Below are 24,192 nucleotides of genomic sequence, written 5' to 3' on the forward strand. Positions count from 1 at the left end.
CATGTCGAAACAAGTGCCAATCGTGCCGATATTCGGCGTACCGTTCTCGAAAATGAGCATGGACGAGACGGTTCATTATCTAACAGAGGCTATTGAGGATGGACGCTTGACGCATGTCATAACAGCGAATCCGATTATGGTCATGGAAGCTTTGGACAAACCAGAATTTGCTGCCGTATTACGCAAGGCTGACCTGATCGTGCCGGATGGGGCGGGGGTTGTATGGGCTGCCAAGACGGGAGGCGATCCCGTCGCTGAGCGGGTAGCGGGCTTTGACCTGATGCACCGGCTCATGGAGCAAGGAGAGAAGCGGCGCTGGACTGCCTATTTGTTGGGGACCACTCAAGAAATAATCGAGGCTGCTGCCGAGAAGCTGCAATTGCAATATCCGCAGGTCCGTATCGTGGGCTGCCGCAACGGATTTTTTGGCCCGAATGAAGATGAAGAGATTGTGGATGAGATTCGCAAGCTTAAGCCCCATCTGCTTTTTGTAGCACGCGGTATGGAGAAGGAAGATTGGAACGCGCAGTACAAAGAACGTCTCGGCGTACCGTTTATTATGGGCGTCGGGGGAAGCTTTGACATTGTGTCGGGCAAGCTGAAGCGCGCGCCGATGTTCTATCAGAAGCTCCGGATTGAATGGCTGTATCGCTTATTTCAGGAGCCATCTCGTTATAAGAGAATGCTTGCGCTGCCGAAATTCGTCGTGAAAGTGCTTCGCAACAAAGAAAACGTGACTAAACCTCGTCCTGAGGCACAATAATGTCGGTATTTCCATGAAAATTGGTTGAAAACGGTGTTGGTAATTCTTTTTCGATCGGAGTATAATTCACTTCGGAGCAGATGGTTGCCTAGGTGATTACTATCGCCGAATAAGGGGCCGTTTCCCGGTGAAATATAAGCAGAGCACTCGTTCATGGGCAAGACTGCTTATGTTTTCAGAAAAGGAGAGTTGTACACATGCCAGTTGGCTTCTTGTATACGATGGGATTTATTATCGCTCTTTTATTAGCACTTGCCATGACGCCGCTCGTAAAGAAGTTTGCGTTCAAGATTGGTGCCATTGATAAACCGAATCACCGGAAAGTACATACGCGCATTATGCCGCGTCTCGGAGGACTTGCCATCTATATCGCATTTGTGGGCGCGTTTCTGGCGGTGTCGCCATTTATCCCGGACGGACTGCTTCGCCCCCGCGATGTAAATATGATTAATGCGCTGCTCGTTGGCGGAACCATTATTATCATTCTTGGCGCATTGGATGACCGCTTCGAGCTGTCGGCGAAGGTTAAGCTGCTCGGCCAAATCGCAGCAGCCTGTGTGGTTGTATTCGGCTTTGATGTTCGGATCGATCTCGTTAACATTCCATTTGGCGAAACGATGCAGCCGATTGCAGAATGGATCGGTATTCCGCTTACGATTCTGTGGATTGTCGGCGTGACGAACGCCATTAATTTGATTGATGGCTTGGATGGCCTTGCTGCTGGCGTATCGGGCATCTCCATCGCGACAATTGTCGTCATGGCATCTCTGATGGGCTTCCAGCCCGTCATTCTACTCAGCACGCTGCTGCTGGGCGGCATTATCGGGTTTTTGGTATTCAACTTCCACCCCGCTAAGATTTTTATGGGGGATTCCGGCTCGCTGTTCCTGGGCTTCAGCCTGGCTACCTTATCCATGCTTGGCTTCAAGCAGGTGACGATTGTATCCTTCGTTACGCCGCTGCTCATTATTGGTGTACCGCTTTCGGACACATTCTTTGCGATTGTGCGCCGTTGGGTGAACAAGAAGCCAATCTTTGCACCGGATAAGGGGCATTTGCACCACAGGCTTCAAGACCTTGGATTTAGCCATCGCCGCACGGTCTTGATCATTTGGGGAGTTGCCGCGATCTTTGGCGTCCTGGCTATTGTTCAGTCCGCTGTCGTACAATCAAGCGCGGCCAACTGGATTACCTTCGGCGTTATATGCCTGCTGATGTTCTTGTTGCAGATTGGTGCCGAAGTGACGGGCATCGTCGACAAGACGAGGCGTCCGCTTATCAATTTCCTGGCTCGTATCGGCGTTCGCATAGCGAAGGTGGATACACAGCAATCGCGCGGCAAGTAATTTTCGCACTTATACACATAGGGCCCTGTATCCATCGGGATACAGGGCTTTTTATATGCACGGATACCTGTACTCTAGGAGTATTAGCCTAATTGCGCCAGTAATTTACCAGCTTGTCTAAACATCTGAGTTTTAATCGCCGATAAAATACATACAGAACTTTTCTTGGATCAGTGCGTCTATAACAGGAAGAGAGAATATCTGACTATGGAGGAAAAGGGAGGAACGATTTATAAGTCAGTCATCATCCTATGGACAAGCTATCCAATGACTATAGCCCTATCTCAAGATGATCCAAGTGGTCCAGCTGACTTACGCGCAGCATAAGAACAGAGATGCATAAAGGAGGAACACCGTTTTGAAAAGAACACTAGCCCTACTTTTGACGTTTGCGCTTATCGTGACGTTGCTGCCAACCTACATGGCGCCGCAAACGGCAAACGCTGCGGGAGCGTATTTCTTGTTCCCGAATGAGAATGATACAAGAGCCAATGCAAGAATCGTATCAACGAAGACGATTCAGATTGACGGTACAATCAACGGCGTTGTCGGCAGCTCCATCAGCTACAATGTCAAGCAAGTGACGTCCACTGGACTAGAGGAAGTACTGAATACAACTGAAGAAATTACGACGGGAATCTCCACGACAGGCGATAACCGGATTAGCATTAATAGCCTTATTCTGTTCCCAGGCATGAACAAGATCACATTGAAAGGCATTGCAGGCACATCGATCGTCTCGGAATCGATCTACATCGAATACCGTGATAATCCGATGCTGTACGACCTTAAAGTAACCTTCGAGAATCAGGATTATGATATGAAGGAAACAGAGCCTACCATGCTCTATTCCACAGCTCCGAATATTACGCAGCAAGGCCAGATCGTCATTACCGGCCGCGCGCCTAATGCGACAAAAGTAACCATCGATATCAATGGACGCAGCTACGACTTTAACGTGTCGACCGGCAATAACAATAACCGGTTCAGCACATCGCAATTAACCATTGACAAGGGCATCAACAACATCAAGTTTAAAGTGCATAACGGCGGACAAATTGTAGAAACTACACGTCAAGTGGCTTTCTATAATGGCGAGGTTACATACTATAATCTTAAGATTAGCGACAGCGCGAACCCTTCAAAAGAATCGAATTTGCAAAACAATACCGATTTCTCGACTAATGCAGGAACGGGCATTAAAGTATCCGGTACCGCTATTATTCCATTGCCCCTGCATGACTTGAACAACAATGTGAACAACAAGATTCCGACAACAGATCCAGCGGCATTTAAAAACGCTCTAACAGCACTGCTTGCTATGAGTATTCAAGGCGTAGCGACGGACCGAAATCCGACATCTATATCCATTTCACCGACTACTATTGATAATACGACCAAGTTCATCACGGTTGATTTCTCATACGATATGCCAACACTGGCATTTGATGCGAAGAACAGCATTCGTTTTAAAGCACCAAACCTGACCCAGTTCGATTGGTCGACTTGGATGGACTTTACGCTCAGAGACAATACAAAAGCTTATATCTACGATGTTAACTATTTGACGGGCTTCGACGGCTCCATGACAGAAGCCATTACTGGCAATACCAATATGGTGCGTGCTAAAGACATTAGCCGAGTACTGAGCCTGCAAAGCACAGATATTCCAAGCGGCGGCGTAGATGTATATTCGGTGCCGATGGGCGTAGAGCTCTTGATCGGCAACTACAGCTCCGTTGTTGGGCAAGATCTGTCTCAGCTTAATACGTTAGTAGGCAACATTCTGGTAGGTACCGTACCGGCATCAACAGCACTTAGCTACAAGCTTGTTGGCGAGTCTGGCACAAGGCCTCTGGGACAAGTTGTAACCCAGACTGTGAATAATGAGCAAGTTTCGTTCCTTCGCGTTTTTGTAGAGGTTCAAAAACTGCCTACATCGGGTTCAAATACGATTACGTTCAAGCTGGATCACAATAAGGCATCCAGCGAGACGAAAAACATCATTGCGCGTTTGCTGTACGGACCATATATGAAATTCGATTCTATCGTGGATGGAATGGATGTCAAATTCGATACAGTGAATGGAACACCGGCAAGCCTGCTCAATCAGTTGGGCTTCTTGAAGGGCCAATTGTTCAATGTAGTCAATGATGGCGAAATTAAGTATTCCGGAGCAGATCAGTCTGTATTCCTGTATATTAACAACGTTGCCGTTGAGTTGGAGCAACAACCAGGTTCGGTAACCAAATTCCAGCCGAAAAATTTTAATGTTGATGCGACGCAGCAATTGATTGCAGGCATCTTGAACAAAGCCGGCGACAACAACATTAAATTCGTTTTTGCATCCAAGAGCAATAACTATGAATACACGCTAAGATTCAGCATCGTGCCAACGAACCTGCCAACGATTCCATCTCCAAATACAGACGGTGTCTATCCGTTTACGCAGGGACAATGGCCGCCGGTATCCGCTGATTCCAATTTCAATAAGCAAGGTTCCGTTTACACGACGAGAGAAGCATATTTCGATGTGTACGGCACATTTGACTTCGTAGATCTGGGTACGGTTTCTGGTAATGTTCAGTCCAATGTAAGTTCGTCCAGATTGTCGAACCCGCAAGATTACATTGTGACCATCGATTCGCCAAACTGGAAAAGCCCGATTAATTGGAATTTGACGAAGCAATTCAAGATGGCGGATAAAGATCGCAATATCATTACGGTTGACGGAACCCCGGGGAGTGCCCATCATGTGATTAACGGTGCTGGTGAGAATCCATCCACTCCTGATGCAGCCGTGCAATTCTATTATGATGTGAATGCGCAGGACTTCTTCTTTACGATTAATAACCAGGTGATGCCAGAGGATGGCAGTTCCTTGGTATACGTGATTACGGTGTTTAATGCCGGGGTGAATGGCCCGCGTGCCACATACCGTCTGGAAATCAATCCAATTTCCATCCCGTACAGCATCAAATCGCCAGTGAAAGAAGAACTGGTGACGAACAGAAATTTTGTTGAAGTTATTATCAGCTCCCCAGGCGCCGATTCGATTACGGTAGGGAAGCAAAAAGCAGAGCCGGTTACTTTCGTTGATTATGGCGCTAATGGAGGCGGAACGACTTATATTGAAGCCTACCGAGCAGTAGTCAAGGATTTAAGAGCGGGCAGGGATACCAAAATTCCGTTCACGATTACGCGCGGCGAGGATACAATCAAGCAAGAGCTGACCGTCAAATATGTGCCGACGAACATTCCTGGCGCACAAATGATGGAGACCATGGCTTCATCGCACAAATTGTTTAATAATTCGTTGACGTTGACCTTCAGCAAAAACACGCAATTGATCAGACCGGAATATAACGCGTCGACTGGTCATGCAACGCAAGTATACAATGGAAATGATTTATTGTTTGCTATTGCGAATCCGAATGATGGAATTGTAGACAGGCATCTGTACGAGGGCCAGCCGCCGAACTACTCGGCGACCAGCCAAGCTGCAGGCAACTTGCATATCGGCTATCGCTTCCAGGATGAAGCGAGACAATTCATCAAAGCAAGCCCTCTCTACTGGATTGATGGTGGTTTAGCTGATAATCCGGATCCGACAAGCCCGGCTTACGATCCGATTACGACGGGACAAGATCCGTTCCCATTCCCGAACTTGCTGAACAAGTATACCGATAATTTTGCTGCTCGCTGGGGACAATTCGATCGTGAATTGGTACCAAGCGCACCAGGCTCCCTAACGCTAACCTATGACACCAATGTCGTACAAAGCGCAGGCACGACAATTACGGTATTCCGCTTTGACCCATATAACAGCAAGTGGGAGAACATCGGCGGTGTTGTAGACGAGAAGAAACGCACCATTACTGTTCCGTTTACGAAATTCGGCTATTATGTAGCCGTTAAGCTGACGCGCGGATTTAACGACATTACCGACCATCCTTACGCTCGTGAAGCGATGGAAGCGATCTTTGCAAAGGGCATTATGAATGCAATTGATCCGGTAGGCATGTTTGGCGGAGACCGCTACGTTACACGCGGCGAGTTCACTCGCATGATCGTGAGAGCAATGGATCTGCCGTTGAATTACAAGGGAGATCTGCACTTCTCCTATTACCCGGAGACGATCACAAATGCAAATCAGTCCAGCTCGATCTATGACTACCGTTATATTGAGACGGCTGCAAGGGCAGGTATCGTCAACGGCAAGCGTCCTGGCTTCTTCGATGAGGATGTAGAGCTGACGCGCCAGGAAGCGGCGGTCATACTTGCCAGAGCGCTTCAACTGAAGATGGAGCCAGATGCGACGAAAGCGAAGAAGTCGCTAGATAAAATTTTTAAGGATTCCGGTACTTTCGATTTCTACTCCATCCCGGCGGTGCTTGCAATTCAAAAGAAGAATTTCATTCAAGGCAAACTCATTAACCCGGAGAACCCGAAAGAAGGATCTGTGTTCGATCCGAAAGCAAGACTCCTTCGCAGCGATGCAGCCATTATTATGGCACGTGTGATGAACGATATGAAGAAGTTGCCTAAGATATACAATTAATGACTGGGTTGGAAGAGGGGTTGGCGTTGAGCCGATCCCTCTTTTGTATAAAGTTACGAAAATTTTCAGCAATGATGCGCGATAGAGCTTGTACGAGAATTATAGAGAGCATTTTTATCCATGGAAAATCTTTTGCATCGACTCCATGAATAGAACAAGCTATACTAACAACGTGCTAAGGACGCGGCTTGTCTAAGAAAAAACTCGGAAAAGTTTTTCTGAACGAATCGCAACTTTTCACTCCGACAAACGTTTAAATACATGACGTTGTCGAGAGGCCGCTACGATTTTAAATGGAATGAATTCACAAGTTCCTCTTTACGGTACGAGTAGCCCATTGTATAATGTTATAGTGATGCAGCTAGTCTAGCATCTATTCTTTCATGGTTTACAAGTTTCTACGACATGAGATTACATAGGGTTGATCATGCGTAGACATCATTTATACAAATTACTGCTCTACTCTGGGAAGGGGGTGAATCGGCTATGAGGGAAACGAGCAATTCATTATCCAATCAAAACTCTCAACAACCGAAGCAATTTAGAGGAGGAGAAAAAAAGGTTATGAAGAAAAGTTTATCCCTGTTAGTTGCGATCGCAATGGTATTCTCCATGTTCGCAGCTGTAGCATCCGCAGCAGAGAAACAATCTGCTGGTGAGTATCTGCAAGAAATCGGTGTTATCAAAGGTAACCTTGAAGGAAACCTTAACGAAGACAAAGAATGGAAACGTGAAGATCTGACAGTTCTGCTGTCCCGTCTTCTGGGCGTAGAGAAAGCTGCTTCCGAGCATGCTAACACTCACGGTTTCACAGATGTAACTAACTCGTTCTACGATGGTTTCATCTCGTGGGCTAAAGAAGAAGGCCTGATGATCGGTAAAAGCGAAACTACTTTTGGTTACAACGCTCCACTGACTAACCAACATTTCGCAGCTGTCGTTCTTCGCGCTCTGAAAATCGAAGCTGAATACGACGACGTTCCTAAACTAGCAGTTGAAAAGAAACTGGTTGCTGAAGGCACTGACTTCGCTGCTAACGCTCTTCGTGGCGCTACTTACGAAGTTATCGTAACAGCTCTGAACACTGAAGTTACTGGCACTGGCAAGAAACTGGGCACGATCCTGGGTCTGAAAGGCTTTGAAGTTAAAGAGCTGGTTCTTGACTCTGCAATCGCTCCTAGCCGTGCTACTGTAGTTCTTGATTTCAACACTGAAGTTGGCGCTGCTAAAGCTACAAACTTCACTGTACATGAAAAAGGCAACCAATACGCAATCAAAGTTATCGATAAAGTAGCAGTTGAAGGCGACAAAGTTACTTTGACTTTGATCGACACTCTTGCAAACGATAAAGAGTACGTTGTAGAAGTGAACAGCCTGAAAACTAAATCTGGCGACTACACGCTTGACCTGACTTCCAAAGAGTTCAAGTATGTTGCTCAAGCAGCAGCAAGCATTGGTTTTGCTCGCACAACAGTTGCTAAAGGATCTGACGTTCCAGTTGTAATTAAAGATGCTAACGGCAACGACATTACAGCTAACTACAGCATCCCTGGCGACCTGACTATTGAAACTTCCGACACTAATAAAGTTGCAAGTGATCTGGAAGCAGTTGAGGTTGGCTACGCAGTTGTTAACGTTAAACTGAACAACACTGATTTCGAAACTGGCAACACAATCATCAACGTTAAAGAAACTCTTTCCCAAGTAACTTCTTTTGGTAAAGTAGGCATCGGCAACATTGATGACCAAAAGCTTGATATCTTCGCTGGTGACACTGGCGTACTGAGCTTCCAAGTTCTTGACCAAAGCAACAACGTGGTTGACGCAGGTCAATACACAGCTTCTTTCAGATCGCTTAACCCAACAGTTGTAGTTGTTGACCAAGCTGGCCTGGTAACTCCAGTAAGCGCTGGTACTGCAACAGTAGTTCTGACTGCTGATGGCGGCGACGACAAGAAAATCTCCAAATCCGTAACAATCACTGTTAAAGCAGCAGCTAAAGCAACTTCTATCAAAGTTGATGCAGCTAACTCGAAACTGGTTATCAAATCGGGTATTGCTCAAACTATTAAATTCGAAGTTCTTGACCAATACGGCAACACATTCAAACCAACAGCTCCAGAAGTAACAGAAATCACTTATACCATCAACAGAGACAAACTGGCTGACAACGTTGCTAAAGACATTGTACAAACAGTTGGTATCGTTGACGGTAAAGCTGACATTGTTCTGAATCCTTATTCCGCAGACGACGCTGAAGCACTTTCCGGTTCCCTGAAAGTGAAATACGGCTCCATGGAAAGAACTATCTCTGTTTCCCTTGTGAAAGCTGGAAACTTCGCTGGTTACGCTGCTGTTGCTGGTGACACTGCTCTTGACCTGAACATTGACACAGCTGACAAAAAGCGTAAAGGTCCTACAAACACTACAATCACTGTTTACGAAAAAGACGTTAATGGCAACTACATTTCCGTTGTAAACACTGGTGTAGCTCTTGAAGATGCAGACGCTACTGGCGGTGCAGTAACTGTTGCTGGTCAAACAGTAACAAGCGCTAAAGTTGGATCCGAGAATGTTGTTGTTAAAGTAAACAGCGCTCGTGTTGCAACTATCGGCTTCACAGTAGTTAACACTACTCCAGCACTATCCACTGTTGCCCAAAACAACAATGCTGTAACAGTTAAAGCAGGCGACAGCTTGACTACTAAATTGTTCGGTACTGATGCTGACGGCGGCGTGTTCGTTGGTTACAACCAATACGGTGACAAAGTTCAAATCATCCCTACACTGGATGCTACTAAAGTTCAAGTTATCTCTTCTGACCTGACTGTAGTAGACAACGATCTGAGCATCGGCGTTAAAGGTGAAGCTACTCTGACACTGAAAATCGCTGACAAACACTACATCATCGTAGTTAAAGTTGTTGACTAAGACTTAACAACTACACGAAAGAACCCCTTGGCATATGCCAAGGGGTTCTTTCTATTATTTTCAATAAATTACTCTTAAAGAACGCAACAAAATAATTGGCTAATGCGTCTAATCTAATACCAAGATTAGGAGGGGTCTCATTGAGTCATTATTTTCAGAAGCGCAGTCGAGTTATACAGCTATGTTTAGTGCTTAGTCTGCTGATTGGATATACGATTGCACCGAATAATCGCATTGAAGCAGCAGCTACTGCGGCATCGAAGAAACCAACAGCAACTATCGCCTCTAACGTCCAAGCTATACTCTATGACGCACAGCTCGTTACGCAAGAACAAGGGAAACTAGCAGCTTTTACGGTTGCCATTCAAAATGATTCATCTAGCAGTTTGCAGTTGCTTGATTATTGGGCAAAAATTAAATCCAAGTCTGGAAAAACATATCCGACCAAATTAAAGGAAGCGGATAAAACTAAGGTAACTGCACCATCGAAGGGAACTACTTATCTTACATATTATGCCTCGGTGGATAACCAAACCAAGCTTGCTGATTTAAGCATTGATTTAATCAAATGGGATTTCTCCAGCTCCAATTATGAGAGCAAATTAGGCACTCTTAACGCTTCGGGAACGGGAGCTACCGCTTCATATGGCGTGAGGGAAATGTTATTTGGCAATAACAAGCTTAAGGGACAAGTGAAGCAATATACGCTTTACAAGGACAGCCAATACGGCTATTTGACAGTAGATTATTCGATTGAGAATTTATCATTAAGTTCCGTGGACCTGACTCCTGTGAACTACTTTGCGCAAATCGATGGTGGAAGCGTATTTGCATTCGACAAAAACACGTCTAATATTACGCTTAAAGCTCGTGAAACCAAGATGATTACACTCTCTGTAGCTATTCCTTTGAAAAATCTTTCAAGCAAATTCTCCTTAGTATTGTCTACAACGGAGGAGCAGAGCAAAACAAACTTGCCAATTGGAGTTTTCGATCTTCCAGCACTAAAGCCAACGGTCGCTGTTAAACCAAACGTAACAAAGGCTTTGTATCTGGGCGGTAACACCCTTAATATTACAGCAGGAGATAGCTTTGTTAGCTTGGCAGCTAATCACGAACAGCTGTCGACTCAATTCGTACTGGAAAATACAGGCTCCACGAAACTGCCTTTGCCTGCATTAGAGTTTTATCTGAAAACAAAAGAAGGTTATCTGTACCCGTTAACTAGAGATTCTGATGCTGAAGTTGTTCTTCTTCCGAAGATTAAACAATCCATTCAGCTTTCTGGACAAATTCCGAGCAGCAGCATTCTGAAAACCAGTGAGATTGTTGTGTTCTATAAGAATGGCGGAGAGGATAGCAAGAGCAGCTTCCTAAGCAATTTTGCGGTAGCTGTGAAAACAGCAACAGGCGAGCAAAGCAGCGCAGTTGCACAATACAATGGCTATGAAGTAAGACAAGAATCGATTCAACGTACGCCAAACGATCTGACAGATCTGGTCGTAGCAGAATTTACGTTGAAGAATACAACAGCGCAAGCGAAATCGAAGCTTCTGCTTGGCGGACATTTTATTGTAGACGGTGTTAAGATTGATCCGAGCAAATCTACAATTGTTGTATTGGATGATGTAACTACTGTAGGTCCTAATCAAAGCTATAAAGTAGTAGCCTACACAGAAGTTCCTTATACGCAAGTTATAAGCAAAATAGAATTTGTAATGCTTGAGACGGACGCGGAAAAGAAAAATGAAAAACAAATCCATATCTTCTCAGTTGAGTCTCCTACTCAAGCTAAGGAGCTAGGCAGCAATGAAGCATATAACATTACAAGTCTAGGCAAACGTGCTGAAGTACGATTTGTGAAATCGGCCTTGTACAGTGGAACTAGCAGTGATTTCTTCTATGCAGAAGTGGAATATACGAATAAGGAACGCAGAGCCATTAATCCGGCACAATTAGCTGGTTACATTCAGAACCAGAATGATTCTATTATTGATCTAACTTTCAGTGAATATAAAGAAAAAGTCATGCCAAATGGGAAGGTAGTTATTTCTGCATGGACGAAAGTGCCAAGAAATTTTGAGAAAGAGACAATCTCATTTTACTTTGGTGAATCCTTCAAGCTGGCAAATGATGCGGGTTCTGCTGTAGTGAAGCCTGTATTTACGGATTATGCGATTAAAGAAATTGCGGTACAAAAAAATCTGAAGAAAATCGGATTTATGAATAATGCTTTAGATATTCGTTATGTTGTAGCTACGATGCATGCATCTGATGGCTATGCGATAGATAGCGTAAAAGTTTCTTTTGAGTATGATCTCGTTGAATCAGAAGATGCAGACCGAGCATTTGCCGAGGAGCATAAGTTGATATTTGAATTTGTGGATAACGATTATAATGATATTGCATTTACGAAAGAATTGACACTTGGCAAAGATAATAATAAAGACGAACTAGTAGTGGGTAAGAAGCTGCAAAAAGAGTTCGTATTCCAGAACCAACTGGTTACTCACAAGAATGAGTACGCAAAAGGTTTCACCATCAACATCTATGACTCGTTCCAAGGCTTCAAAACATTGATTGCATCGCAAAACATGCAATGGGGTACAGTAAACGATTAACTACCCAATCCCCCTGAAATCTAGTATCCTATTATCTAGAGGATACTAGACGGAGAGGAGACTTCTAGAGTGAAACAGAAGATGTTGAAAGTAATGGGCGCTGCTGTGTTAGTGACAGCGGGTGTCTGGGCCGGAATGGTATTGGCCAAACCTCTCGAAGCGAACTCAGCCGTTACGCCGGGCACGATTGAAGATCCTGTGGTAACCAAGAGTTACGTAGACGAACAGATCGCCAAGCTGAACGGTGGCGGAAACACAGGCAACAATGGCGGTAACTCTGGGGAAACCGGCGGAAGCGTCAAACTGGAGGTCGTAGAAGTGCCTGTAGGCAAAACATTGATGGCTTCGGCCGGTGCTGAAGTGGTCGTCCGCGTAGGTAAAGCTGTAGCTTATAGCTCCGATACGAATGGGATCTCAGATCTGACAGGTGGCGTAGATATTAAGAGCGGCAAAGACGTGCCGACGAACCACTTGATATGGTTCCCGCGCGAGGGCCGCGGTATTAAAGGCCATCCCAATGAGACAAATGTTTTGACCGTTCTGGTAAAGGGCAATTATACAATCAAATAATGAGGTTAAGTTCCGCAAGCTATCCCAAACGAAACGTTTGGGATAGCTTTTTTTATAACAACTACCCCTATATTTCTCCCTTACATGCTATAAATTTCACCAAGTTCCATTAAGTTATACGCTTGAGGCGGTGAACAAGAATGCACAATAGAGGTGTAATCAATTCCTCACGGAGGTGCATGATAATGAGTCGTTCCAATAAAGTGGTTGTTCCAAACTGTAAAGCCGCACTTAACCAAATGAAATACGAAATTGCTGCTGAATTCGGTCTGATGACAGGCGGATACTCGTCGAATGGTGCGGATACTGAGTTTGCAGGCGAACTAGGCGCCGTATCCGGCCAAAGCGGCAGCGTACACTGGTCAAGACTTTCGACTCGTCAAGCCGGTTCAGTAGGCGGAGAGATCACCCGCCGTCTTGTCGCACAGGCTGAACAAGTGATGGGCGGCGGCTTCCAGTTATAATTGGCAAATGAGGCGTCCATTGACACCAAGCGACATTTTCGGTATCATAAATTTTTAGAAGAAGAGTTGTCTAACAACCTTTTCCTTCGTGGAAAAGGTTCATTTTTTGTGTAGAACAATGGCACTTATTCAATACTAAGGTTGTAGGAGGTTGATATGGATGTCGGTTAAAGGACGCCACTTATTCACATCGGAATCAGTTACGGAAGGGCACCCGGATAAGATTTGTGACCAAATCTCGGACGCCGTTCTTGATGCATTCCTGGAAGCAGACCCTAATGCGCGCGTTGCGTGCGAAGTTTCGGTAGCGACTGGCCTCGTGCTCGTTATTGGCGAAATTAGCAGCCGTGCGGATTATATTGATATTTCGGCGATCGCTCGCCGTACGATTAAGGAAATTGGCTATACACGCGCGAAGTATGGCTTCGACTCCAGCACTTGTGCCGTTCTGACTTCGTTGAACGAGCAGTCGGCTGACATTGCTCAAGGCGTTAACGCTGCGCTTGAGACTCGCGATGGCAAGGACATGAAGCAAGAGAATGAAGATATCGGTGCAGGCGACCAAGGCCTGATGTTCGGTTTCGCTACAAACGAGACGCCTGAGCTGATGCCATTGCCAATCGCTTTGTCGCACCGTATTGCACGCCGCTTGTCCGAAGTACGTAAGAACGAGACGCTTGCTTACCTCCGTCCAGACGGTAAGACGCAAGTGACCATCGAATACGTTGATGGCAAGCCAGTTCGTGTAGATACCATCGTTGTGTCGACTCAACATGCGGAAGAAGTGACGCTTGAGCAAATCCAAAGCGATATTATGGAGCATGTCATTAAGCCCGTTGTTCCGGTTGAGTGGCTCGATGAGCAAACTAAATACTTCATCAACCCTACTGGCCGTTTCGTTATCGGCGGTCCTCAAGGCGATGCCGGTCTTACAGGCCGTAAAATCATCGTTGATACTTACGGTGGCTACGCTCGTCATGGCGGCGGCGCATTCTCCGGCAAGGATCCTACAAAAGTCGACCGTTCCGCTGCCTACGCAGCTCGCTACGTGGCGAAAAACATCGTTGCAGCAGGTCTGGCTGACAAATGCGAAATCCAGCTTGCTTACGCTATTGGCGTAGCACAGCCGGTTTCCATTAATGTAGATACGTATGGTACAGGCAAAGTGTCTGAAGAGAAGCTGGTTGAGCTGATCACCAGCAACTTTGACCTTCGTCCTGCCGGCATCATCAAGATGCTGGACCTTCGTCGTCCAATCTACGCTCAAACAGCAGCTTACGGCCACTTTGGACGTACAGACGTGGATCTTCCTTGGGAGCGCGTAGATAAGGCTGAGTTGCTGAAAGCTGGAGCTGGCCAATAAACGTTTGGAAAATAATAGCGCTTATGCGCGCAACCTAAAAGCCGTTTTACCCGTCATCTTGTACTGATGGGTGAAACGGCTTTTGTTTTTGTTATGACTATAGGGCTATCGACACAAAAAAGTGTGCGAACCTAACATTTTCATGCGTTCGTACCGAAAAATAAGGTACGAGTGTATATTTGAGGAGTGAACATTATGTATCGTATGCGCAAGTTGTCCTTATTGCTATCTATTGCTATGCTGCTTCAATTCGCTTTGCCAGGCTGGTCATCATCGGAGACCGTTACGGCAGCGCCGGGAGGTCCAATTGTCACAAGCTTCTTCCCCGCTAAAAATTTGGACAATGTGCCGCTGCGCACGAGCTTGCGCCTGACCTTCGACGAAAATGTCAAGCTAGGCGCTTCTTCAACAAGCATTTACATATACAAAACAGAAAACAACACTCTGGTCGAGACGATCGGCGCCACAAGCGGCAGAGTATCGATATCCGGCAATCAAGCGACGATTACCCCATCTCTCAGTTCAATCGGAGGCAGGTTCGAGCTGAATACCGAATATTATGTATTGATCGACCAAGGCGCTTTTGTCAACGACTCCAATGGAGCGTCTTATTTAGGGGTTCAGGATGCAACTACGTGGCGCTTCCGTACGGTGATTGTGGAAGACAACACGAAACCGCAGTATACATACCGGAGTCCGGAGGGCGATAATGCCTCCATAACGAGTCCAATTACAATATCCTTCAGCAAGCCTGTCTATGCGGCAAGCGGAGACATTGTGCTGGAATCAACGGAGGATAATCGCTATATTCCTGTGACATCTTCCAGTGTGACAGGCAGCGGGACATCTTATATCACAATCACGCCAGATGGGGCTCTTATGCCTAAAACGACTTATCGCGTGCGTATTTCCGGCAGTAACTTCCAGGATTCGTCGGGCAACACCTTTGCCGGCATGACTTGGACATTCACAACGGGGACAGCGCCTGTCAATCTGGCAAGCAGCAATCCTTTTGTTCCTGCAAAAAACGCTACTCTCGTACCAACTACTGGGGCAGAGCTGATCATTCGCTTCGACCAGCAAATTCAGGCTAATACGAATAAATACATTGAAATTCGCAGAGTAAGCGACAACGTGGCGGCACAACGCATATTGGCGACATCCAGTTCGGTTAAAGTGGATTTCAACTCCGTTACGATTAAACCGAATACCTTGGCACCGAATACGCCTTATTACGTTTGGATCGAGCCCGGTGCATTCTCCAGGCCTAGCCCTAACGCCAGTCAATGGTTCTATGGCATAAGCTCCGCAACCGTATGGAATTTCACGACCGGATATGGCAATGATACTACACCTCCGAATGTGACAACTTATTCGCCAACCAGAGGCGGCACATTGACGAGCTTGAACGGCAAGCTAACGTTAACCTTTAATAAAGAAGTATACTTAAACAGTGGCGATATTGAGATTCGACATGCCAATAGCGGCACGATCTTCCGTTCCATTCCAATCACTTCTACACGCGTGAAAGGCGCAGGGACAAAGGAGTTGACGATTGACGCGACGAGCCATGTATCCTCCAGCGATGCGGCCAAGTCCTTTGTCAATAACACGAGATACTACGTCACAATCGGCAGCCGTGCGATTAGAGACGGGGCGGGCAATTTCTTCCCGGGCATCTCCGGTTCCAGCGGCTGGTCCTTTATGGCGACACAAGATGATAAGAAGCCGAACATAGTCAGCCTGACGCCTGCGAACAATTCAAGCGTAGTGGAGATCAACGATACATTCAGAGCGACTTTCGATAAGCCAATTATGGTGTCATCGAATTCGTCCAAACAAATTAAATTTATTACTAAGGTTCAGGAAGGCTACCGCACGATTGTTGCGACCTACTCTATTGATCCGGAAGACAATAAAAGCATAATCATTAATCCCGGCAGATTCGCGTTGTCACTGGATACACGTTACTTCGTAAACATCGACGAGGGTGCCGTCACAGACTTGGCGGGCAATGAATTCGCGGGTATTCTGAATGAATACCAGTGGACCTTCTTGACGAGAGGCGCGGATACAACGCCGCCTTCAATCTCTAGAACCGAAGTAAGCGGATCGACGATTCGTCTGATCTACAATGAGCCGTTGAAAGAAAGCTTAAAGCCGTCTGCGGCCAGCTTCTACGTTACAGTAGCGGGATTGCCGCGGAACGTAACGGCTGTGAAGATTGAAGGGAATATCGTATTTGTATCCTTGGCGAGCAACGTGTCTGCTAATCAAAAGGTGACGTTGTCTTACACGAAGCCAGGCAATCCGCAAATCCGCGATTTGTCGGACAATGCGGCGGATACTTTAAACAATGTTGATATCTCAAATGGTGCTTCAAATACGAGCCCTGTCATCTCTAGTGCTACGGCATCGGGAACGACGGTTACGCTGAGATTCAGCGAGGAACTGATGAAGCCGCATGCCTACGCATACAGCCAGTTCACGATTACCGTGGGCGGGGTCAACTATAGCGCCAATACATTAACGCAAAACGGCAATACCATTACATTGAACCTGTTCAGCTCGATTCCAAGTGGACAACAGGTGCATATTTCTTATAGCCCGATCAGCTATCCGCTTATCGGCATATCCGGCAACCATGTCACATCCTTCAGCAACTACCTGGCGAATTCGGGAAGCAGTGGCGGAGGCGGCACAGGAGGCACGACAGGCGCTCCGCAGATACAGAGCGTGTCGGCTTCAGGCAACATGGTATCGATCCGTTACAATCGGTCGCTGAATACAACATCAACGCCGGGTGCGTTCCAATTCAGCGTGCAAGCTGACAGCCAGACGAAATCCATAACTAACATCACGTTGTCCGGAGATTCGGTCATCTTGACATTGAGCTCCACCATCTCGAATCCTTCGACGATGCGAGTTTCCTATTACGGCAGCAGCAGCACTACGAAGGATATATACGGCAACGCTGCAGCGTCCTTCAATAGCTTGTCGATTACTAGTGGAACAGGCGGAGGCAGTACGGGAAGCATCTCGATGATTGGCGCTATCCTGAAAGGCAATCAGCTCACGATTTCCTTTAGCGAGACACTAGATCCGTCATACGTGCCGTCGAATAGTTTCTTTGTGGTAAGAGTTAAAGATTTGGTTCGGCTGGTGACAGGTGTCAAAGTGGAGGGAAGTACGGTCATCTTGACACTCGATACCGCAGCCAAAGTGGGCGAAAAAACGGAAGTGACGTATTTAAGCAACTCCAACGGACTCCGTTCCATCTCGGGCAATACAGTCAATGTTTTCAATAACGCCAATGTTGCGAATCAGACGACGATCCTGGATAGCTTGACTGGCGATTACGAGGCTGCCGATGGCGGCGGTGTCGGAATCTTGCCATCCGCTTCCTCGATCACCAACGATACTTCTCCAGCAGGCGTATCAGCCAATCGTTATACATTGGTCAGCGAGAAGTTTATCGCGGCTGTTACGACTTCCAGAGATGCAGGCTTAACAAGTCCTCGAATTGTCTTCAAAGTACCGGATTATGAGAACGCAGCGCTAGTTGCCGTACCAATCGTGGCACTCGAGATGGCAAACAGGCAAGGCGGAGACGTTACATTTGTTGTCCAGCATGGAGATGCGACGTTCGAGCTTCCGCTGAAGACACTGAACTTCACGGAGCTGTCCAGAGCGCTGAACGGCAGCGGATCAACTAACCATCTGTTGATGGCGATCGACAAAGGGAACTCTTCCAAGACACAAGCGCTGACCACAGCTTTGAACAGCTCCAGCGCATCGATTATCGCCGGTCCGCTTAACTTTGAAATATGGGTCGTGAACGGCTCCAATAAGCAGGAAGTAACTAACTATAGCGGGTATGTCTCCAGGACACTTAAGACATCTGCAAGCGTGAATGAAAGCCAGTCGGCGGTTGTGTGGCTGGATTCGATTACAGGTACGCTATCCTATGTGCCTACTACCTTCAAGCAAGAAGGCGGTTCGACAAAAGCAACATTCAAGCGAAAAGGCAACAGCGCCTATGCGCTCGTGCGGAACACCAAGAGCTTCAGTGATATGGGCAAACATTGGTCGTCCGATACGGTTCAAATGATGGCGCGCAAGTTCATCGTTGAAGGACGTACTGCTACCGCCTATGAGCCGGACAAGCCGATTACACGCGGTGAATTCGCTACGTATATTGCGAAAGGGCTGGGCTTAGCTGGCAACCGTGCGGCAGTAGCCAAGTTCAAGGATGTGAATGCGGACACGGTCATGGGCGCTTACATTGGCGCAGCGGCTTCGGCAGGTATCGTCAATGGTACGAGCAGTACGGCCTTTAAGCCAAACAATTTCATTACGCGTCAGGAAATGGCGGCAATGATGATGCGAGCGGCGAAGGTAGCCGGCATGAGCGTAAGCTTGCCGAGCTCGGCAGACTCCTATCTCCAGAAGTATACAGACCGCAGCAAGGTAAGCGCCTATGCGAAGACCAATATGGCGGAGGCTGTGTACCTGGGCATTATCAACGGCAAAACAAACACAACGCTTAGCCCGGCGACGAACGCTTCGAGGGCAGAAGGCGCAGTTATGATTATGCGTTTGCTGGAGAAAGCGGAATTTTTGAGCCAATAAAACAGATAAAATAGGACCTTTGCTCGGCGGGAAATAACCTCCGGGTATAAGGTCCTATTTTTGTCACAAGAGCTAATTCTTTTGGCTGACTACCCTTCAAGATGCAGGTATATAGCTAATATCTATCGCTTGGGAAATAGTGATAGCAGTCTTTTATGGACGGAACTTTTATCCCATTCTTGTAGTCTATACTAAGTAGTTACATAGAGATGGGAGAGTTGCTAGAATTATGAGCAAGCGATCAGACAGCTTTGGTCGGCAGAAGAGCAGAGTGAGTAGAAGAGTCGTCATTATTGCAGTTAGCGGAGTATTATTAGCGCAACCTATAGCCGGCTTGCTTCCGGGTAATGGAGCATCCTTTATCTTATCGCAGGCGGAAGCTGCAACCGCAGCGCCTGTTTTGAAGCTTAAGCAGTCACAGATCATTACAGCGGGTGCTAAGCGAATGGATTATGTCTGGCATACAACCAGAAGCAATAAGGCTGTCAAAACCGATGTGCATGTCATTGAAGTGGATCTGACGAATCCGCATGTAACATTAAATGCCATGAGCGGCAGGAATAATAATGTCGGACAGCGAAACAATATTTTGAACATGACAAAAGAAAGCGGAGCAGTCGCAGGGATTAACGGCGATGTGTTCGTAATGGCGAATGAAGGAGCGCCGCTCGGAGCGCAAATCACAAGCGGGACGTTGATGGTCAGCCCATCGAAACTGAATGGCATGTACGCGTTTGCCATGACGACAGACCGCAAGCCGATGATTGATGCGTTTACCTTCAGCGGAACGGTAACTGCGGAGAACGGCCAGACGTTCGCGATTGAAGGCCTCAACCAATCGACTTATACACCGGAGATTGCGGGCGTGACTTATAGTCATGTAGACAACCTGTTCATCTACACAAGCGCTTGGGGCGGAGCGGAGAGACCGAGAAATTCTGCAACTAAACCGACCGAGGTTCTGGTTCGTAATGGCATCGTCGAGCAAATAAGCGATAATGAACCGATTCCGGGAGCTGTTCCGGCGGACGGGTATATTTTGCGCGGGCATGGCAAAGCTGCTGCTTTCATCAAAGCGAATGTACAGGTGGGGCAGGCCGTGGCATCGGATTATACTCTTGTCTCGCAGACGACTAAGCAGCCTGTCGATACTTCGACTCTGCAAATGCTGGTGGGCGGACATACGCTTCTTGTCGACAATGGGGCCGCGTCTGCATTTTCCAGAGATATTCAAGGTGTAAGCGGTTCATCCTTTACATCCCGTACAGGGATCGGCTATTCGAAGGATGGAACGAAGGTGTACATGATTACAAGCGAAAGATCCGGCAGCAATACCGGACTAAGCTTGAGAGAGCTCCAGCAGATTATGGTGCAGCTAGGCGTGCACAAAGGCGTTAATATGGATGGAGGCGGCTCGACTACGATGACCGAGCGTCCCCTGGGTACAACGAATCTGCAGCTGGCTCATCCGACGCAGGAGAGCTCACAGCGCTCCGTATCGAACGGGATTGGCGTCTTCACAACTGCTCCGCAAGGGACGGTCAGAGGCATGTCCGTCTACGGCTCCAACATTATGTTGCTCGGCCAAACAGCCAAATATGCGGTAAGTGCCTATGATACATACTACAATCCAATTACAGTAGATCCGACGACGCTGACTTGGACTTCATCGGCTGCGGTAGGCAAGTTTGAACAAAACGCATTTACGGCAAGCAAAATAGGCAAAACCACATTTACAGCCAAATCGGGTAATTTGGAAGCGAAGTACGAAGTCGAGGTCATTGGCCAGGATCAGATCGCCTCAATGAAAATCAACACTTCGGCCGGCATGCTGACGCCTGGCAGTTCGGTGAGCGTTCCGATTACAGTGAAGCTGAAAAACGGCAAAACGTACAACCTGACAGGCGATTCCTTGAAGTGGGAATTTGTTGGCTTCGAGGGTACTTATCAGAACGGTTCCATTACTGTTAACAGCGTAGATGAAAAAACGACGACGGGTTATGCAGTCGGAAGCTACGATGGGTACGGGGCGATGATTCCGTTCGTTAAAGGAGAAGAAGCGGTTGTCGTCGAGGATTTCGAGGTTTCCCGCTATGCCATCACATCTCAGGTGACGCCTGCGGATGCGACAAAGGGCGGCGTGAAGCTCATTAGCGACCTGCCGGATCAAACAAGCCGCGGTCTGCAGATTTCTTATGACTTCTCGGCAGGAACGGGTACAAGAGCCTCCTATGCGGTATTCGGCACCAATGGTGTAACGCTTGCCGGCTCGCCAACCTCGATGACGATGGACGTTTACAGCGATAACAGCAAGAACTGGGTAAGGGCCGAAGTGGTTGACGCAAGCGGCAAGACCCATCTGCTGGACGTGGCGAAGGAACTGAATTGGGATGGCTGGAAAAACGTCAAAATCGACGTGGGAAGCGCGGGTATTGCATTCCCGGCCAAGCTGAAGCGCATTTACGTGGTGACGATTGATCAGAACAGCGACAAGAAGGCGCCTTCCGGAGCTATTGCGATTGATAATATTATTCTTCGTACAGCTGCAGATGTGAAGGAGCCGGCAAGAGCGTCAATCGTTATGAATATTGGCAACACGCAAGCATCTGTCAACGGCAAGGGGATTAAGCTGGAGGCGGCGCCGCTGATTCAGCAAGGCTCAACTTACGTGCCGCTGCGGTTTGTCTCGGAAGCGATGGGTGCCGAGGTGCTCTACGACGAGAAGACCCGGAAGGTAACGGTACTGCGGGGAAGTCAAATGATTGAGATGACAATCGGTCAGAAGGATTATATGCTGAACGGCGTACGGAACACGTCAGATGTAGCGCCATTTACGCGTAATGGCAGAACGCTAATTCCGGTTCGGTTGTTCTCGGAAAAGCTGGGCTTCAAAGTGGGCTACGATGAGAAAGCCAAAAAAGTTACCATAGAATAGCTAGACGGAGTATGGCTAAAGTGTGGTATGATAAAGAGGAATATCCTTTTTCGATGGGGAGTGCCTAGCCGCAGTGGATCACCTTACGGTCGATATTAACAGAGTAATCTCGAATGCCATTCAAGTCATGGAGGATAGCAAATATCAAATCTATGAAATATGTGAATCGGCACGAACGGAGCTGGAAGCACTAGAGTCTGAGCTCGAACAAGTGCTTCAGGAGACAGTCCGGACGATCGATAAGGTAGACCAATTGGAGCAGGAGTACCGGCGTGCGCGTATGCGTCTGACGGAAGTCAGCCGAGACTTCGTACGGTATAAGGAAGAGGATATTAAGTCCGCTTACGAGAAGGCCACTCAGATCCAATTGGATCTCATGGTGTATCGCGAGAAAGAAAATTACTTGAAGTCTCGCAGGGATGACCTTCAGAAGCGGGTGCGCAATGTTGAGAAATCGATTGAGCGCGCGGAGATGATCGGTTCCCAGATCAATGTGGTGCTGGAATATTTGTCGGGGGATCTGAATCAGGTTACACGCATTATTGAATCAGCCAAGACCAGGCAGCTACTGGGATTGAAAATTATATTGGCGCAGGAGGAGGAGCGAAAGCGCATTGCGAGGGAGATTCATGACGGCCCAGCGCAGTCGCTTGCGAACATTGTCCTGCGTACCGAGATTGCGGAGCGCATGCTTATCAAGCAACAGTTCGAGCTGGTGCAAGATGAGCTGGTGGATCTCAAGAGCCAGGTGCGTTCCGGACTTGAGGAAATCAGAAAAATCATATTTAACCTTCGTCCAATGGCGCTAGACGATCTTGGTCTGGTGCCTACGCTGCGTAAATTCGCCCAGGACTTCGAGGAGAAGTCCAGGGTTCATACCGTATTCGAGCTGACGGGGAAGGAAATTCGGCTGCCTTCTGCAATGGAGGCAGCCATCTACCGGATGGTACAGGAAGCGTTCTCCAATATTTTGAAACATGCGAACGCTTCCCATGTGACTCTGGATATCTATTACAGCCCGCAGCTTATTACATTGACGATTCAGGATAACGGGAATGGCTTTCTGGTAGGCTTGGACGATCAGCCTACCAGCCGCAATTCCCATTTTGGCCTGGTTGGCATGAGGGAGCGCGTGGAATTGATCGAGGGAAGGATGGTTATAGACTCAAAACCTGGGCAGGGAACGAAGATTGTAATAGACATTCCAACAACTTCCGAACATAGAAAGGAGAATGAGAGTAATGAACCAGATATCGGCTAGCAGTTCCACTAAGATTAAAATTCTATTGGCTGATGACCATCAGCTTTTTCGTGAAGGATTAAAGCGCATTCTTAATATGGAAAACGATATAGAAGTAATCGGCGAGTGCGGTGATGGCATACAGGTATTGGAATTCTGCAATCACACCATTCCAGAAATCGTACTCATGGACATCAACATGCCGATCGAGACGGGGGTTGTCACCACAGAGCGTCTGAAGGGGATGTTCCCGGACGTTAAGGTTATTATTCTATCGATTCACGATGATGAAAGCTATGTTTTTGAGACGCTTCGCAAAGGTGCGACAGGGTACCTGCTGAAGGATATGGAGGCTGAGTCGCTCATTAATGCGATCCGCTCCGTACACCACGGACATTCCTATATTCACCCCAAGGTGACGGGCAAGCTGATTAATCAGCTACGCCGCATGACATACCTGGATGAGATGGGGGTTGCTTCTGGTGCGGCAGCCGCAAAGGAGCCAGGCGTAAAATATATTGCAACAGAAGAGAGCCCGCTAACGCGCCGTGAGGCGGAAGTGCTCCGACTGATGGCGGAGGGCAAGAGCAACAAGATGATTGGCGAATTTCTGTTTATTAGCGAGAAGACGGTTAAAAACCATGTCAGCAGCATTCTGCAGAAGATGGAAGTCGACGATCGCACGCAAGCTGTTATTAATTCCATTAAGTTTGGCTGGGTTACGCTTTAACGATAAATAGCTATTATTCCATTTATTCAATGGCAA

Annotated in this window: 12 protein-coding genes; all 12 read left to right on the forward strand. The window is 47.3% G+C overall.

Annotation, left to right across the window (positions count from 1 at the left end; genetic code table 11):
- The first annotated feature begins 1 nt into the window (after position 1).
- Positions 2 to 763, forward strand: coding sequence for a WecB/TagA/CpsF family glycosyltransferase (locus D3P07_RS20680; protein ID WP_119802159.1), 762 nt, complete (start codon positions 2 to 4; stop codon positions 761 to 763).
- 197 nt (positions 764 to 960) lie between these two features.
- A complete protein-coding gene (locus tag D3P07_RS20685; protein WP_119802160.1) occupies positions 961 to 2,109 on the forward strand; it encodes a glycosyltransferase family 4 protein in 1,149 nt (382 codons plus the stop codon).
- 358 nt (positions 2,110 to 2,467) lie between these two features.
- Positions 2,468 to 6,670: an S-layer homology domain-containing protein gene (locus D3P07_RS20690; protein WP_147384549.1), complete on the forward strand. Its 4,203-nt coding sequence runs from the start codon at positions 2,468 to 2,470 to the stop codon at positions 6,668 to 6,670.
- Positions 6,671 to 7,156: 486 nt separating this feature from the next.
- Positions 7,157 to 9,601 (forward strand): S-layer homology domain-containing protein, encoded by a 2,445-nt coding sequence (locus D3P07_RS20695; RefSeq protein ID WP_119802162.1) that lies wholly within the window; start codon positions 7,157 to 7,159, stop codon positions 9,599 to 9,601.
- A gap of 140 nt (positions 9,602 to 9,741) precedes the next feature.
- Entirely contained in the window at positions 9,742 to 12,222 is a 2,481-nt protein-coding gene (locus D3P07_RS20700) for a hypothetical protein (protein WP_119802163.1), read from the forward strand.
- 69 nt (positions 12,223 to 12,291) lie between these two features.
- Entirely contained in the window at positions 12,292 to 12,792 is a 501-nt protein-coding gene (locus tag D3P07_RS20705; RefSeq protein WP_259391620.1) for a hypothetical protein, read from the forward strand.
- A 185-nt stretch (positions 12,793 to 12,977) separates the two neighbouring features.
- Positions 12,978 to 13,256 carry an alpha/beta-type small acid-soluble spore protein gene (locus D3P07_RS20710; RefSeq protein ID WP_182914434.1) on the forward strand — a complete coding sequence of 93 codons (279 nt, stop codon included), beginning with the start codon at positions 12,978 to 12,980 and terminating at the stop codon, positions 13,254 to 13,256.
- A 160-nt stretch (positions 13,257 to 13,416) separates the two neighbouring features.
- Positions 13,417 to 14,619, forward strand: coding sequence for a methionine adenosyltransferase (metK, locus tag D3P07_RS20715; RefSeq protein ID WP_119802165.1), 1,203 nt, complete (start codon positions 13,417 to 13,419; stop codon positions 14,617 to 14,619).
- Positions 14,620 to 14,814: 195 nt separating this feature from the next.
- Positions 14,815 to 19,251, forward strand: coding sequence for an Ig-like domain-containing protein (locus D3P07_RS20720; protein WP_119802166.1), 4,437 nt, complete (start codon positions 14,815 to 14,817; stop codon positions 19,249 to 19,251).
- 229 nt (positions 19,252 to 19,480) lie between these two features.
- The gene (locus tag D3P07_RS20725) at positions 19,481 to 22,186 is read left to right on the forward strand and encodes a stalk domain-containing protein (protein ID WP_119802167.1); all 2,706 of its coding nucleotides are present in this window, start codon (positions 19,481 to 19,483) and stop codon (positions 22,184 to 22,186) included.
- 73 nt (positions 22,187 to 22,259) lie between these two features.
- Positions 22,260 to 23,447, forward strand: coding sequence for a sensor histidine kinase (locus tag D3P07_RS20730; protein WP_119802168.1), 1,188 nt, complete (start codon positions 22,260 to 22,262; stop codon positions 23,445 to 23,447).
- Positions 23,428 to 24,156 (forward strand): response regulator, encoded by a 729-nt coding sequence (locus tag D3P07_RS20735; RefSeq protein WP_119802169.1) that lies wholly within the window; start codon positions 23,428 to 23,430, stop codon positions 24,154 to 24,156. Before D3P07_RS20730 ends, D3P07_RS20735 begins: the two co-directional genes overlap by 20 nt.
- Positions 24,157 to 24,192: the final 36 nt, after the last annotated feature.

Origin of the sequence: Paenibacillus sp. 1011MAR3C5 (assembly GCF_003591485.1) — a bacterium.
GTDB lineage: Bacteria > Bacillota > Bacilli > Paenibacillales > Paenibacillaceae > Pristimantibacillus.

Bases quoted from the DNA above. Each gene is read 5' to 3' on its own strand.
- D3P07_RS20680 (WP_119802159.1), top strand. From the start codon at position 2: ATGTCGAAACAAGTGCCAATCGTGCCGATATTCGGCGTACCGTTCTCG.
- D3P07_RS20685 (WP_119802160.1), top strand. From the start codon at position 961: ATGCCAGTTGGCTTCTTGTATACGATGGGATTTATTATCGCTCTTTTA.
- D3P07_RS20695 (WP_119802162.1), top strand. From the start codon at position 7,157: ATGAGGGAAACGAGCAATTCATTATCCAATCAAAACTCTCAACAACCG.
- D3P07_RS20710 (WP_182914434.1), top strand. From the start codon at position 12,978: ATGAGTCGTTCCAATAAAGTGGTTGTTCCAAACTGTAAAGCCGCACTT.
- metK (WP_119802165.1), top strand. From the start codon at position 13,417: ATGTCGGTTAAAGGACGCCACTTATTCACATCGGAATCAGTTACGGAA.
- D3P07_RS20720 (WP_119802166.1), top strand. From the start codon at position 14,815: ATGTATCGTATGCGCAAGTTGTCCTTATTGCTATCTATTGCTATGCTG.
- D3P07_RS20725 (WP_119802167.1), top strand. From the start codon at position 19,481: ATGAGCAAGCGATCAGACAGCTTTGGTCGGCAGAAGAGCAGAGTGAGT.
- D3P07_RS20735 (WP_119802169.1), top strand. From the start codon at position 23,428: ATGAACCAGATATCGGCTAGCAGTTCCACTAAGATTAAAATTCTATTG.